Genomic DNA, 15,405 nt, shown 5'->3' with positions numbered 1-15,405 from the left:
CATGAAAACAGCCTCATTCCTTCTGCTCTGCCTTCTGCTGACCTTGGCCGGCCACACACAATCCCCTCCGCTGAAAGACTCCATTGAAAAAAAATATATCACCAACGGCGCCTGGCATTACCATTACTTTTCAAAGGAATGGCAACTTTATCTGGACAGTGCACTGGCCGTATTGCCGGATGAAGCGGAGTTCTGGCAACTAAAAGCTATGCCGTATTTCAAGCAGCGGAAATATGAAGTCGGCATGGTATATCTTGATAAGGCGGTTCAGCTGAACCCTGCGGAGTACCTGGATTACAGGGCATTCATCAAATGTATCTTCCAGAAATCCTATCATGCCGCTATTGCGGACTTTGAAGCAGCGGAGCGCTTGAGTACACATCAGGGAGTAATGGACCATTCCTACAGTTTTTATATCGGCCTCAGTTATCTGCAACTCAATCAGTATGACAGCGCACGGTATTACCTGCAGCAATGCATGACTGAACGGCAACAGCAGTGCAAAGAAGCGCCCATGCATTTCCTGTATGATTTCTATATGGGCATTGCAGATTATGAAACAGCTCAATACGATTCGGCTATCACGCATTTCAACATGGCTCTCCGTCATTATCCTGATTTCTCAGATGCCAGTTACTACAAAGCCATCTGTTTGATTAAGCTGAACAGACAGGAAGAAGCGAAGCTGTCAATGGTTAAATCTATACATGATTACAAGCAGGGTTATACCATCAATGAAGATAATGTGGTGTATGAGCCTTATCCTTATCAGGTGCGCCCCTGGCTGTTCTCCTATTACAAAAAGCTGCTGGGGTTATAGTATTCACCAAAAAAATACAGTCACTCTGTTTCGTTTTTCCTTCTAATCTCCATTATTTAAACCTTCAAACCGCCAAACGTTTAACCCTCGATGATTTTCAATTAGAAGAAATTAGCAGCGGAAATGAAATTGACAAAATGCTCGGTCAGGCTGCAGCTGGCTGTCATGTTACTGGTCCGCACAAAAATGATGACGGCAGTGTAACCATTTTTCTCCTGTACTATATTCCCAGGAAAAGGAAATGCAGGCGAAAAAAATGAAAATCTCTAAAACCACTGGCACTAAATAAAGGAGCCTACAGTATTCTAACCAGCCAGTTAAGGGAAATAAATAAAAAGATAGATAGCCTGGAGGAAAGCCGTTTTGTGCTAAAAGAGATGAGCCAGGAAACTTTTGATAAGTTTTATCCTCGTTATATTAAGGAACGTGAAAATATAGCCGCGCAACTGGATAAATGTAAGCTAGGTATTTCGAACCCGGAAGAAGCTATTCAATATGCGCTATCACTTTCTTCTAAACTGCCTATGGTATGGCATTCCAGTGATGCGGGTATGAAAGAGAAGTTGCAGAAACTCATATTTCCTGAAGGAATCGTCTATGATCGCAAAAATGAGGCACTTCGAACCGGAAAAGTAAATGAAGTATTCGCGCTAATCGCAAGCCTGTCGGGCAACAGCACTTCAAATGAAAAGGGGACAAATCATACTGATGATGATTTGTCCCCTTTTGCGGACCAGACGGGACTCGAACCCGCGACCTCCGCCGTGACAGGGCGGCATTCTAACCAACTGAACTACTGATCCTTTCCAACATATTAATAAGAACTTCCTATCTTTCTGTCTCCCAATCCGTTGTGTTGTTCCGTTTTGGGATTGCAAAGATAGCAACAAAGTTCTCAATTAAGCAAATCTTTTTTAAAAAAAATTTTCAGCACTATCTTTACACCCGATCTTTAACCAATTTAATCAAATTATGCAATTCCTGGATTTCGAAAAACCTATCGCGGACTTATATGAGCAGCTGGCTAAGCTGAAGGAAAATGGTGAAAAGTCAGGCGTAGATGTATCTGCTACAGTGAGTGAGTATGAGCAAAAGATTGCCAATACCCGTCAGGATATCTACACCCACCTCACTGCCTGGCAGCGCGTACAGCTGAGCCGTCATCCGGATAGGCCCTATACTTTGGCGTATATCGAAAAAATGTGCACCAACTTTACGGAACTGCATGGCGACCGGAATGTGAAAGACGATAAAGCCATGGTAGGCGGTTTTGCCGATCTGGATGGCGAAACAGTAATGTTTATTGGCCAGCAGAAAGGGGTAAACACAAAGATGCGTCAGCTCAGAAACTTTGGTATGGCTAATCCGGAAGGCTACCGCAAAGCCCTCCGGCTCATGAAACTGGCCGAAAGATTCAATAAGCCAATCGTTACCCTCATCGATACCCCCGGCGCTTTCCCGGGTCTGGAAGCGGAAGAAAGAGGCCAGGCAGAAGCCATTGCCCGTAATCTTTTCGAAATGGTAAAACTCCGGGTGCCCGTAATCTGCATTATAATAGGCGAGGGGGCCTCCGGAGGTGCATTGGGCATTGGTATAGGCGACAGAGTATTTATGCTCGAAAATAGCTGGTATACGGTTATTTCTCCTGAAAACTGCTCCACCATCCTCTGGCGCAGCTGGAACTTCAAAGAAAAAGCAGCGGAAGAACTGAAACTGACCTCAGATTACATGAGCCAGTTTGGTCTGGTAGACGGAATCGTTCGTGAACCACTCGGTGGCGCGCACGTTAATCCGGATGAAATGGCCCACCTGCTGAAGGTTCGTATCAAAGAAACACTCGTGGAATTAAGAAAAATTGATCCCGATACCCGTATTGAACAACGTATAGATAAATTCTCCCGTATGGGCTTTTACGAAGAGAAATAAAAAAATATTTAGAGATCACGATAAAAATTTCGAATTTCGGCCTTCGGAATTCGAAATTTTTATTTTCCCGTAAACACAATATGGAACAACTAAAAGGCACCGGGGTGGCATTGGTAACACCCTTTAAAGCAGATGAAAGCATAGATTGGAATGCTTTGGAAAAGTTGATCAACTACGTGATCGATGGCGGCGTTAACTACGTGGTGTCTCTGGGCACTACCGGTGAAACACCTACTCTTTCTGCAGATGAAAAGCTGGATTTGATAAAATTCACTTTCGAAAAGGTGTCGAAACGGGTGCCTGTAGTAATCGGCGTCGGCGACTACAGTACCAGGGATGTGGTAAAACGACTGGAAAAATGCCCGCTGGACGAGGCTGCTGCTATCCTCAGCGTAGCACCATACTACAGCAAACCTACTCAGGAAGGTATCTTTCAGCATTATAAAACAATTGCGGCAGCTTCTCCAAAACCCGTTATCCTGTATAACGTGCCAGGACGCACCGGTCGCAATATGACTGCGGAAACCACGCTACGCCTGGCGCATGAAGTGGAAAATATCGTGGCTATGAAGGAAGCTTCCGGCGATATGATGCAATGCATGCAGATCATCCGCGATAAACCGGATAACTTCCTGGTCATAAGTGGTGATGATGCGCTCGCACTCGGACAGCTGGCCTGCGGCATGGACGGCGTTATTTCTGTAGCAGCCAACTACTTTGCGGAAGATTTTTCCAGCATGGTACAAGCGGCGTTACTGAATGATTTCCCGGCTGCACGCAGCATGAATAATAAAATGCTGGAAGGTTTTGAGTTAATGTTCTCAGAAAATAATCCGGCAGGTATTAAAGCATTTCTGCATCACGCAGGTATCATAGAAAATGTTTTCCGCCTCCCTATATTGCCGGTTACAGATGAGCTGTATAGCAAGATAGGAGCGTATCTGAAAAAATACTGAGCTTTAAGCTTTTAGCAATTAGCTTTTAGGAAAATGCAGCGAAAAAGATAAAACATCGTTCTTTTTCGCTGCATTTTCCTAAAAGCTAATTGCTAAAAGCTTAAACAATATAGCTCACGCCCTCTTCTGCAATATCAGTATTGGCAAAAACAGGCCTCGATTCATCCAGAAATGGCTGCAATTCTGTGTATTTGGAAGAAAAATGCCCGATCAGCAACTTCTTCACACCTGCAGCAGCAGCGAGCGAAGCTGCTTGTACGGTAGTGCTGTGATAACGCTCTGCAGCACGGTCCTCCAAATCATGCAGATAAGTGGTTTCATGATACATCATGTCTGCATCTTTTAGCCATGGCAACAGATTCACATCGTAAATTGTGTCGGCACAGTAAACGTACCGTTTAGCTTTGCCGGGAGACAAAGTAACCCAGTCGTTTTTTATAATGCTGCCATCTTTCCGCTGATAATCAGCTCCTTCCTGTAATTTAGAGAAATAAGCTGCCGGGATTTCATAGGCCTTGGCCTGCTCTGGTATCAGTTTACGTTTACGTTTCTGCATCTCAATAGAAAATCCGAAACAGGAAATCCGGTGCTGCGTAGGAAAACAGCTTACCCGCAAATCTTTGTCTTCCAGAATTAACCCGCTGTAACCCGGTAATAACGGAACAAACGATAATTCAAATTTTAAGATGGTGCCTGAGCAATCCAGCTGTAGTTGAATGATCTGCTCCAGTTCCGGTGGCGCATATACGCTGAGCGGCTCTGTACGCCCCATCAGGTTAAGGGTATTTATCAGGCCGATTAATCCGAAATAATGATCTCCATGAAGATGACTGATAAAAATATACCGGAGCTTGCTGCGTCTGATTCTGTATTGTGTTATCTGTAATTGCGTGCCTTCACCGCAATCAACCAGCAGCAGCTGTTCATTGCAAGTGACTACCTGTGCTGTGGGGTGCCTGTCCAGAGTGGGTATAGCCGAATTGTTACCTAGTATTGTTACTGCAAACATGTGCCTAAAAATAAGTTATTCTCCTAATCCATCCATGAGTTCTCTTTCCAGTTCTTCCATCATGATCAGATCTATCGCTTCTGCCATGGTAGGAGCCAGATTCAGCATATCTGATCCCGTTTCCTTCAGTTGAGCTGTTAAAGTGTTGTTAAGTCCGGTGATCGCACAGGAGAGATTATTGCCGTATAAAGTTTCGTATACTGTTAAAATGGCTTCTACGCCGGTAGCATCAATTTTTTGTACCAATGACAGATCCAGTATGAGATTGCGTCCCTCCAGCTCCGGTAGGGAAGTAATAGTGGAAAGGAAGTCGGCTGACAAATTAGCATCCAATGTATCTTCTTCCGGACAAAAAACGACTATTTTTTCTTTGGTATCAATTTTGAATTTCATACGTTGGACGTTGTTTTATACTTTTAGTAAAAATCAATTTTGAATACAGGGAACCGCCTATAAAATATAACTGTAAGAGATCGAACGTAAATCTCCTTTTCTTCGTAGATATTTTTTAAACGATCGTTACCCGCATCACCGCAAAAATAATTCTTATACTATTAAAGTGTAAGTTGTTTAAGTTTAAAAAAGGAATAACTTCATTCCGGTAATGTAGCGTGATAATGTAAGTCAGAATTATTCGTTATTATTGTATAAGCAAGCCCCCGTAAGGGTTTTTGATAATTTAATAATCTCACAATGGACCAGAATTTTTCACCGCAAGTTAAGGAGATCATTTCGTTCAGCAGAGAGGAAGCTTTACGCCTGGGAAATGACTTCATAGGTACAGAACACCTGCTGTTAGGTATTATACGCGAAGGCGAAGGTACGGCCGTAAAGATTCTGCAGGCTTTGAACGTAGACCTATACGAATTACGCAAGGAAGTAGAACTGGCTGTAAAAGATAAAACAGGAAAGAATATTGCTAATATCAATAGTCTCCCGCTTACCAGACAGGCAGAAAAAGTAATACGTGTAACCGTTTTAGAAGCTAAGGCACTGAAAAGCGCTACGGTGGAGACGGAACACCTCATGCTTTCGATATTAAAGAATAAGGAAAACGTTTGTACACAAATCTTACAACAATTTGACGTGGACTACGATACTTTTAAAAACGAACTGGGCTTTGTAAAATCTGCTGACCCTAAATCAGAGTTTGATGATCCGGGCGAAGAAGAGTTTGAGGACGAGAGAAAGAGTTATGCATCCAAAGCCAAACAGACAAATACCAAATCCAAAACGCCCGTACTGGATAACTTTGGTAGAGATATTACCAAGCTGGCCGAAAGCGGCAGCTTAGACCCGATTGTTGGCCGCGAGCAGGAAATTGAACGCGTTTCGCAGATCCTTTCCCGCCGTAAAAAGAACAATCCGATTCTTATTGGTGAACCCGGTGTGGGTAAAACCGCCATCGTAGAAGGCCTGGCGCTGCGTATCGTGCAGCGTAAAGTTTCCCGCGTGCTCTTCGATAAGCGCGTGGTAAGCCTCGACCTTGCTGCACTGGTGGCTGGAACCAAATACCGTGGCCAGTTTGAAGAAAGAATGAAGGCCATCATGAACGAACTCGAAAAGAACAGGGATGTAATCCTCTTTATCGATGAAATTCATACAATCGTTGGTGCCGGTGGCGCTTCAGGATCCCTGGACGCTTCCAATATTTTCAAACCCGCACTCGCAAGGGGCGAACTCCAATGCATTGGTGCTTCTACACTCGATGAGTACCGTATGTACATCGAGAAAGACGGCGCACTGGACCGTCGTTTCCAGAAAGTAATGGTAGAGCCGCCTAGTGTGGATGAAACCATTTTGATCCTCAATAACATCAAACAACGTTATGAAGAATACCATAACGTAAGCTATACTGATGCTGCTATTGATGCCTGTGTGAAACTGAGCGACCGCTACATGACGGACCGTCTGCTGCCCGACAAGGCGATAGATGTACTCGATGAAGTAGGCGCCCGCGTCCACCTGAAAAACATCAATGTACCGCAAAATATCCTCGATCTGGAAAAACAGATTGAAGATATCAAGCAGGAAAAAAATAAAGTAGTTAAAAGCCAACGCTTCGAAGAAGCCGCTGCACTGCGTGATACTGAAAAGAAACTGGGAGAAGACCTGGAACGCGCAAAAGCAATGTGGGAAGAAGAAGTGAAGCATAAACGCTACCCTATTGATGAAGAAGCCATCGCGGAAGTGGTTAGCATGATGACCGGTATCCCTGTTAAAAGGATGGTACAGGCAGAAACTGAGAAACTGCGTCGCATGGGTGAAGATCTTAAAGGAGCCGTGGTGGGACAAGACGAAGCCATCAGCAAAGTCACCAAAGCCATACAGCGTAACCGCGTAGGGCTGAAGGATCCTAAAAAACCAATCGGTACCTTTATATTCCTGGGTCCTACCGGGGTAGGTAAAACAGAGCTGGCCAAATCACTGGCCCGCTACATGTTCGACTCTGACGAAGCGTTAATCCGCATCGATATGAGTGAGTACATGGAGAAATTCTCTGTAAGCCGCCTCATCGGTGCCCCTCCGGGATATGTAGGTTATGAAGAAGGTGGTCAGCTGACTGAAAAAGTTCGCCGTAAACCTTACTCTGTAATCCTCCTGGATGAAATTGAAAAGGCACATCCGGATATTTATAACCTCCTGTTGCAGGTTTTGGATGATGGTATCCTCACCGATGGTCTCGGCCGTAAGGTGGATTTCAAAAATACCCTCATCATTATGACCTCCAATATCGGAGCCCGTCAGCTGAAGGATTTCGGTGCAGGTGTTGGTTTCACTACCAACGCAAGAGCCGTAAGCGAAGAAGATAATACGAAATCAGTCATTGAAAAAGCACTGAAACGTACCTTCTCTCCTGAGTTCCTGAACAGGATCGATGATGTGATCATCTTTAACTCACTGTCTAAAGAACACATCTACGTTATCATCGATATCACGATGAAGAGCGTGCTGAAACGTCTGAACAACCTGGGCTTCAGCCTGGAACTGACAGATGAAGCCAAAGGCTTCCTGGCAGACAAGGGCTACGACCAGCAATTCGGTGCCAGACCATTGCACAGGGCCATCCAGAAATACCTGGAAGATCCTTTAGCCGAAGAAATCCTCAACATGAACATTCATGATGGAGATATACTGGTAGCTGATCTGGATAAGGAAAATCAGAAGCTGATCTTTACGCTGAAAAACAACTCTTCCAAGAGTAAACCGGAAAAATCAGAAGCGTAAGTAAAAACGCAATTGAAATAATACTCACAGAAACCCGTCAAGGTAATTTACCTTCGACGGGTTTTTCTGTTTTATAACACAAACATGTTACCCCATGCTTCCCATGCTTGATAGCTTTGTGTAGAAGTATACCCGCGTTACCTATTATCCCCTTTTATTACTCTCTGAAATCGATCGCATCATATGATATTACCTGCAAATGGGTATTATCCACATTTAACATGGATAATATATATATTAAAAATGGTATGATCATGTCATTTTTTAAAATCTATTAATATGTCATTTTTGCAGTATGTAAAATTTTAACCTATATATTTTTATATGTACGAGATCCTAATATTTGAATCATTCGTATATATAATTGAAAAATAAAATATGGGTCCTTGACAACTGGTTTTATATACTCCATACTGCCAATAACAATCACAACGAATAATCGCTATCCCGTATTATATTTTTTATTACCGGGAATATGAAATCCCCGGCGTGTTTTAGACATTAACTATTTATCCCGATATCTATGAAAGAATCTTTACGCATTGCAGTACGCGTTATGTTGCTGGGTGGTGTTGGTTTGGTAGCCACACAGGCAAATGCCCAGTTGAAAGTGGGTAAAAACCCTACTACCGTTGAAAAGTCCGCCATATTGGAACTGGATGCAGACAAGCAAGGTTTGCTCTTGCCTCGTTTAGCGGATACTGTAGGCATTCAGGGGCTTACACCACCGGATGGTATGATCATCTATTTAAAGAAAGCCGGTGAGGAAGGATTTTATGTGAGAAATCATGGCTATTGGGAAAAGATGGCTAATACTGCGAATATTGCGCAGAATTATTGGTCTACCAGCGGTAATGCAGCCACAGCTGCTCAGTTTATCGGTACTACTAACAACATCCCTTTTTCAATCAGAGCAAATAATATAGAAGGGATTGTGGTGGATAACGGGTACACATTCCTGAAAAAACTTGATTTCCTCTCCCCAGGAGTAGACGTGTTACTCATCGATCCAGTAACAGGAAAAGTTAGTTCCCGTAAATTGTCAACCGGTGCATTCGTAAATGCGATGACCATCAATGCTGATGGTACAGCTACACAAACATTGACCACTGCCGATGCTACTAGCTACGCATATACAGATAATGGTACCGGGGATCACAAACTGACAATTAACACACAGGATGGTACTATCAATGCAGGTCTGCTAAGCAAGGCCGATTGGGCAAGATTTGATAAGGCCACCAAAGCAATGATTATTGGTGCTTTTGATGGTACTGGTGTTCCGGAAGGCCTCTCTATCGACAATTCTGTTGTTGGTGCTCCTCCTAAACTTATACTGCATGCAGCAGATGCAACCCATCCCGGTGCTGTAACTACAGCTGCTCAGTCTTTTGATGGTTTAAAAACTTTCCTGCAGGATATTAACGGTAACAAAAATCTGAACATTGTTGGATCAGGTACATTAGGTACAGGGCTGACTGTTACTGCAGGCGGTGCTACTATTGGTGGTAACTCTACTGTGACTGGCAACTTTCATATAATTGGGGTAGCAAATAATCTTACTGTAGACGGAAATTCTACTGTAGGAGGTACACTGGGTGTAACCGGTGCTACTGCGTTAGGAAATACATTGGGTGTAACCGGTGCTACTACTTTATCAAATACACTGAATGTAACCGGTGCTACTACTTTATCAAGTACACTGGGTGTAACCGGTGCTACTACTTTATCAAGTACACTGAATGTAACCGGTGCTGCCACCTTAGCCAATGATTTACATGTAAAGGGTAATACTACATTGGATCAGAACCTGGTACTTACAGCGATCGCTCCTGATGCTACTAATACCCAGAAGAATGTACTGGTACGTGATGCTGTAACCGGCAACGTTATGACAAGGGCATTATCCGCCACTGCATTTAAAGATTTAACCTTCGCAGCCGATCATGCCGGTTTAGATCTGGCAATCGCAGAAGATGCAGTAACCAGTAAAGTAACGGTGAGTATACCAATTGCAGCTCCACTGGTAACAGGAGGTTTGGTGAGTAATGCAGCACAATCTTTTGCTGGTGCGAAGAAATTTGGAAATGAAGTATCTATACAGAAAAATGTGCTGGTAGGCGATACTACTACTGCTGCCAACTCTACATTCCAGGTGGCTGGTTCCGTATCTATGTCTCTTAATGTAGTAACTGGTGATTATACAGTTACTCCTAACGACTATACTATCATTGTAAAAAATCCGGCCGTTGCTACGATAACTTTGCCTACTGCCGCAGGTATAAAAGGCCGTATCTACACTATCAAAAAAGTACTGTCTGTTGCTGGTAATAATATCGATAATAAAGTAACCATTAAAGCTGCGGGTGGTGAGTTTATTGAAGATGGTAATTCCATTGATATCTTCAACGACTGGACTTTCATTACTGTACAATCAGATGGTGTCGGCACCTGGTATATTATCAAGAAATAAGATTAAAAAGTATTTGAAACGGCTACGTATAGGCGTAGCCGTTTCATTCCTTTTTGTGCTTACTTAAAAGATGTTGTATGAAGTTGCAAGGGTTGTTAAGCGTGTGCGCAGGCACACTGTTTTGTATATTTAGTCAAAAGGCGTCGGCACAGCAATTGAAGCTGGGAATGAATCCAACGCTGCTGAACAAAAATGCATTGCTGGAGTTGAATGCTGACAAACAAGGGCTATTACTACCCCGCATTGCAAAAGTGCAGATCCTGGCTGGTGGAGCGCTATTTGGTGCTGCTGATGGGATGTTTGTATATATAATAGACGACAAAGCTTTATACCTGAAAAAAACTGCCGGATGGCAAAAAGTATTGGAGTTTTCCGATATCATAGCCGGTACCGGTATTGGTATTGCAGGTAGTACAATTACAAACACCGGCGTAACCACCTTTAAAACACGTACCGGTGATATATTACCGGCGGCAGGCGATTACTCAATTAATATGATGGGTGATGCCACTATTACAGCACCCGCTAATAATCAACTGCTCCAATATCAGGCTGGTAAATGGATTAACTGGACACCACCCAATTTTGCATTGGCATCCAGGAATTTATCTATTGCGCCAGGAACTGGTATTGCTTCTGTTACAGCTGCTCCTGTAGGAACAGACCTTTCTGCAGACAGAACATGGACCATTACCGCAGATAATGGCACCGCACTTTGGAATGCAAATAAATTATCCGGTGTTCCGATATTATTTACAATTCCTCCTGCAAATAATGATGTACTTACTTTTAATGGAACACAATGGCAGGCTAAAGCACCTGCCGCTGCTACAGGCGTTACTTCCGTAGGATTAACAATGCCGTCTATTTTCACAGTTACTGGCAGTCCTGTTACAACAAGTGGTACATTAACAGCAGCATTGGCGAGCCAGACTGCCAACCAGGTATTTGCAGCGCCTAATGGAAGCAATGGTGTGCCGTTATTCAGACTACTAACGGCAACGGATATACCAAATTTGGACGCAGGTAAAATCACAACAGGCACATTGCCGGTAAGTCGCGGTGGTACCGGCGTTTCAGCGATCGGTAGCCCGGGTGATATGTTGCGCGTAAAAGATGCGACCACACTGGAGTTTTTTACACCTGCCTATGTGGCTACATCCAGGCAGATCACACTTGCCAAAGGAACAGGTATTGCCTCAATAACACCTTTACCGCTTGGTGCTGATCTCTCAGCAGACCGTACCTGGACTATTACTGCGGACAATACAAATGCGCTCTGGAATGCTAATAAAATCCAGAATAATGCTGTATCTACCGCTACACCCAACGATGGTGATGTATTAAAATGGAATGTGGCATCATCTACGTATGTGCCGGCTCCGGACATTACCGGAGGTGCTTCTTATGGTAATTTGGCTAGTAATGATATTACTTATGCGGATGCTCCTGATCCTAAATACAGAATGAAAATATGGGCAAGCCCTACTTCTGGTATTGTAACTAATGGTCCTGGTGGAACAAGTGCTTGGGCATGGAGTGTATTGTCGTTTCAGAATACGGGTTATACTACACAGCTTTATTTTGATAAGAATACATTAGCATTAAGAGAATGGAAAAATAACCCTGCTCCACCACCTCCATTAATTGCAGGTACTAACCCATGGTATAAAGTGGTCACTACTTTGGGATCAAATGCTTTTACTCCGGGAGGTCTGCTATTCGCCAATCAGACAGTTGATGCCACAACTGAAACCACCCAGGATGCTGCTAATCTTTTCTGGGATAATACGAATAAAGAATTAGGCATTAAAACTAATACTCCGGCAGCGAGCCTGGATGTGAATGGTACTGTAAAGCTGGGTGCTACAGGTACAATTCTTACAAATGTTATGAAAGGTACTGTTACGTTGCCATCAAGCGGCAATATGAATAACAATACTTCCAGATTGTATACTGGAGCAATTACTGTTTCCTCAGGAGGTACTGTTAATGCGAATGCAACTATTATTATCAATCCGCAAAGCAATCTGGCTACAGGTATGATCATTGGTTGGGCAAGGTCTACAGGAGCAGGTAATAATATAAATGTAAGTTTTACTAATTCAAGTGGGGCAGTATCCAATCCCGCTGGTACATATGATGTTACAATAATTCAGTAAAAAACAGGAATGAGAAAATTATTGTTTATCATATTGTTATTGACTTTGTTGGTCGGAAGTTCTTCCGCCCAGCAGGGCGTCTACATCCCTGCCGGTGGCACCGTATGGCTGTCCGGCAGTACCAACGTAGGCATCTTCTCTGATATGACCAACAATGGTATCCTGGGCTCTAATCCAAATACTATCTTCTATTTTCTCAGCAAACTATGGACTAACGGAAACGGGTCTACGTTACCGGATGAAAGTGCAGATGGTGTTTCAGGAACAGGGGGCATATTCCTTTTTTCAGGTGCAAACACAGGCCTGCAAAAAGTTTTTGGCGGCTACAGCCTCACCGCCAGAATGGGAACCAGCTTCCCTAACCTGGAGGTGAATAACGTCGCAGGCTTGTTGCTCGATGATCTCAGTGATCTCAAAATCAGAAATAATTTACAGTTTACAAACGGACATATATATCTGAACGGATGGAATTTGCAGGTGGGAGAAAAGACTCCCGGCACCATCACAGGATATAACGATAAAAAATTTGTAGTGAACGGCACCGGCTTTGCCGGGGGCGCGCTCTACCGGGCAGGTATAAACGATGCCGCCAATAAAGTGGTATTTCCGGTGGGAACTGCCGATGACAGCTACTCTCCGGCAGCTATACTCCTTACGGGCGCAACAGATGTTTTTGGTGTGCACACCTACGATAGTGTATATACAGTTGCTGCGGGCGGCACTGCTTATACCGACAGCTTCGTGAATAAAACCTGGAACATACGCCGGATAGATAATACCGGTGGCGATGCAGCTATCATCCTGCAACATATGGATGTGAGCGAATTACCCGCTTATGCTGCCTCCCGCGATAGTAGTTTTATTACACATTTCACAGGAGGTGTATGGGATAATGTACCGTTTATACCCGCCAACCCATTGGCAGGTACACTAACTACCAGTCCTATGTCGGAGCCTGCAACCATGCATATCCGGAATTTTACAGGTCTTGGTGCCAGTGAATATTTTACTAAAACAATATTGGTTGCTTCGCTTAAACCAGCCATGTTCCTGAGTTTCGAGGCTTACCGGATTGCACCTGTAATGGTGCAGCTGGACTGGACCACCAGTCGCGAAATAAGCAACGCTGTGTTTGAAGTGGAACGCCGGTATGAAAGGGAAGAAACCTTTACTACAATAGCTACCGTGCCTACAAAGGCTATCAACGGCAATAGTAATGTACCGCTTAGTTATACTTACCAGGACCTCAACGACTACGACGACTGGACATACTACCGTATTAAAGCGATAGGCCGTAATGGCAAGGTGGTATACTCTGAAATCCGTGCGGTGCCGCCGTTTGTACAGATAAAAGTTTATCCGAATCCGAATAATGGCAAGTTCAAAGTTACTATCCGTGGTTTACGCGGTAGTCTGCTGATGCAGCTGCGTGATACCTGGAGCCAGGTGATGCGTCAGTACGATATTAAATCAGATACTGATGTTAGTATGAGCGACTTGCCATCAGGCGCCTATTTCCTGGTGATTTATCATAAAGACACCATGAAAGTAGCCTACACCTGTAAAGTAATAGTCGTCCAATAAATATTTTGATATATATGCAGATATTTAGTTTCAATGGGTTAGCCCCCATAGCAACTAAATATCTGCATCTTAATATAACCCGGTTCAAAAATTTCATTGATTTGCTTTTTTCGCATAATTGCCTCAATTTTGTAGCGTCCTTCCCGATACGATAGGCGATTCAATTAAAACAGCAGTTTTGAAAAAAATAATCATCACGATAGATGGCTACTCTTCATGTGGAAAAAGCACTTTAGCCAAGCAATTGGCTAAACAACTGGACTATACCTACATAGACAGTGGTGCAATGTATCGTGCAATTACCCTTTATTTTATTCAAAACCGTGTTGACTGGGTCTCTCATGAAGCAGTAAAAAGCGCGCTGCTGGATGTACACCTGGATTTTGTACCTAATTCTCTCACCGGTGAATGTGAAATGTTCCTGAATGGAGAAAATGTAGAACACCTGATCCGGGAAATGCTGATCGCAGAAAAAGTGAGCGAAGTGTCTACAGTAAAGGAAGTACGCGATTTTGCTGTAGCACAGCAAAAGAAAATGGGTACCCGCAAAGGCATCGTTATGGATGGCCGTGATATCGGTACCGTAGTATTCCCCCATGCAGAGCTTAAAATCTTCATGACAGCTGATATCGCTATACGCGTAGAACGCCGCTTTAAGGAGCTCTATGTAAAAAACAAAAATATCACCATAGAGGAAGTAAAGCAAAACCTGGAATTGCGCGATTATATTGATGCTAACCGTGAAATAAGTCCGCTTCGCAAAGCAGATGATGCTATTATTCTGGATAACAGTCAGTTAGGCATGGAAGACCAGCAGAGCCTGGTGATGCAATGGGTAGAAGATGCTATTATGGCTCATTCTTCGTAAAATAATATTTCCTTTTATTAAAAGTCTTTTATACATTTGCCTTATATCTGTTTATATAACAGGATAACCAACCCGATAATTTTTCCACATCCTCCGAAATTTCCAACAAGTATTTATTTGCATGTTAAACCGATGTCTGTTAAGACCCGTTTTTCATCTCCAACCTTATCCATTCTGAAAAGCACTGCTTAGGTAATTTTGTATGGTAAGTCACCGTGAACAGGTTTTGTGCTATTGCCGACTGACTTTGAGTAAGACAATATGAAAATGTGAGCGCAAGACGCATATATGATATATCGTGCTTACGGGAATGTCTTATCCTAGCTATATCCGCAAGACCCTTTGCTATTAACCGATTATAAAATTGATAGGAATATAT

Annotated in this window: 10 protein-coding genes and 1 tRNA gene; 8 read left to right on the top strand and 3 right to left on the bottom strand. The window is 43.3% G+C overall.

Annotated elements, in window-relative coordinates; translation table 11 throughout:
- Position 1: 1 nt before the first annotated feature.
- The gene (locus tag CLV51_RS28000; protein ID WP_106531424.1) at positions 2-820 is read left to right on the top strand and encodes a tetratricopeptide repeat protein; all 819 of its coding nucleotides are present in this window, start codon (positions 2-4) and stop codon (positions 818-820) included.
- 729 nt (positions 821-1,549) lie between these two features.
- On the opposite strand, the gene CLV51_RS27995 is transcribed toward CLV51_RS28000, so the two are convergent.
- A tRNA-Asp gene (locus CLV51_RS27995) sits at positions 1,550-1,623 on the bottom strand.
- 169 nt (positions 1,624-1,792) lie between these two features.
- On the opposite strand from CLV51_RS27995, the gene CLV51_RS27990 reads away from it, so the two are divergent.
- Together CLV51_RS27990 and dapA are read left to right on the top strand one after the other, a co-directional pair.
- Positions 1,793-2,746 carry an acetyl-CoA carboxylase carboxyltransferase subunit alpha gene (locus CLV51_RS27990; RefSeq protein WP_211302143.1) on the top strand — a complete coding sequence of 318 codons (954 nt, stop codon included), beginning with the start codon at positions 1,793-1,795 and terminating at the stop codon, positions 2,744-2,746.
- Positions 2,747-2,826: 80 nt separating this feature from the next.
- Positions 2,827-3,702, top strand: a complete 876-nt coding sequence (gene dapA, locus CLV51_RS27985; protein WP_106531422.1) for a 4-hydroxy-tetrahydrodipicolinate synthase — start codon at positions 2,827-2,829, stop codon at positions 3,700-3,702.
- Positions 3,703-3,802: 100 nt separating this feature from the next.
- Here dapA and CLV51_RS27980 read toward each other — a convergent pair whose 3' ends face one another.
- Positions 3,803-4,711, bottom strand: a complete 909-nt coding sequence (locus CLV51_RS27980; protein WP_106531421.1) for a ribonuclease Z — start codon at positions 4,709-4,711, stop codon at positions 3,803-3,805.
- A 15-nt stretch (positions 4,712-4,726) separates the two neighbouring features.
- A complete protein-coding gene (locus CLV51_RS27975) occupies positions 4,727-5,104 on the bottom strand; it encodes an STAS domain-containing protein (RefSeq protein ID WP_106531420.1) in 378 nt (125 codons plus the stop codon).
- Positions 5,105-5,404: 300 nt separating this feature from the next.
- Here CLV51_RS27975 and CLV51_RS27970 point away from each other — a divergent pair, with 300 nt between their 5' ends.
- From CLV51_RS27970 to cmk, 5 genes are all read left to right on the top strand, one after another.
- Positions 5,405-7,939 (top strand): ATP-dependent Clp protease ATP-binding subunit, encoded by a 2,535-nt coding sequence (locus CLV51_RS27970; protein ID WP_106531419.1) that lies wholly within the window; start codon positions 5,405-5,407, stop codon positions 7,937-7,939.
- A 523-nt stretch (positions 7,940-8,462) separates the two neighbouring features.
- Positions 8,463-10,412, top strand: a complete 1,950-nt coding sequence (locus CLV51_RS27965) for a hypothetical protein (protein WP_106531418.1) — start codon at positions 8,463-8,465, stop codon at positions 10,410-10,412.
- A gap of 77 nt (positions 10,413-10,489) precedes the next feature.
- A complete protein-coding gene (locus tag CLV51_RS27960) occupies positions 10,490-12,574 on the top strand; it encodes a hypothetical protein (RefSeq protein ID WP_106531417.1) in 2,085 nt (694 codons plus the stop codon).
- A 9-nt stretch (positions 12,575-12,583) separates the two neighbouring features.
- The gene (locus CLV51_RS27955) at positions 12,584-14,158 is read left to right on the top strand and encodes a T9SS type A sorting domain-containing protein (RefSeq protein WP_106531416.1); all 1,575 of its coding nucleotides are present in this window, start codon (positions 12,584-12,586) and stop codon (positions 14,156-14,158) included.
- 178 nt (positions 14,159-14,336) lie between these two features.
- Positions 14,337-15,026 carry a (d)CMP kinase gene (gene cmk, locus CLV51_RS27950; protein WP_106531415.1) on the top strand — a complete coding sequence of 230 codons (690 nt, stop codon included), beginning with the start codon at positions 14,337-14,339 and terminating at the stop codon, positions 15,024-15,026.
- Positions 15,027-15,405 lie beyond the last annotated feature (379 nt).

Origin of the sequence: Chitinophaga niastensis, from assembly GCF_003014755.1 — a bacterium.
GTDB classification, from domain to species: Bacteria; Bacteroidota; Bacteroidia; order Chitinophagales; family Chitinophagaceae; genus Chitinophaga; species Chitinophaga niastensis.
The sequence above is the reverse complement of the archived record's forward strand: the minus strand, read 5'-3'. Positions and strand labels throughout refer to the sequence as shown.

Coding starts and splice junctions, on each gene's coding strand:
- dapA (WP_106531422.1), top strand. CDS start 2,827: ATGGAACAACTAAAAGGCACCGGGGTGGCATTGGTAACACCCTTTAAA.
- CLV51_RS27980 (WP_106531421.1), bottom strand. CDS start 4,711: ATGTTTGCAGTAACAATACTAGGTAACAATTCGGCTATACCCACTCTG.
- CLV51_RS28000 (WP_106531424.1), top strand. CDS start 2: ATGAAAACAGCCTCATTCCTTCTGCTCTGCCTTCTGCTGACCTTGGCC.
- CLV51_RS27970 (WP_106531419.1), top strand. CDS start 5,405: ATGGACCAGAATTTTTCACCGCAAGTTAAGGAGATCATTTCGTTCAGC.
- CLV51_RS27955 (WP_106531416.1), top strand. CDS start 12,584: ATGAGAAAATTATTGTTTATCATATTGTTATTGACTTTGTTGGTCGGA.
- CLV51_RS27965 (WP_106531418.1), top strand. CDS start 8,463: ATGAAAGAATCTTTACGCATTGCAGTACGCGTTATGTTGCTGGGTGGT.
- CLV51_RS27990 (WP_211302143.1), top strand. CDS start 1,793: ATGCAATTCCTGGATTTCGAAAAACCTATCGCGGACTTATATGAGCAG.
- CLV51_RS27960 (WP_106531417.1), top strand. CDS start 10,490: ATGAAGTTGCAAGGGTTGTTAAGCGTGTGCGCAGGCACACTGTTTTGT.
- CLV51_RS27975 (WP_106531420.1), bottom strand. CDS start 5,104: ATGAAATTCAAAATTGATACCAAAGAAAAAATAGTCGTTTTTTGTCCG.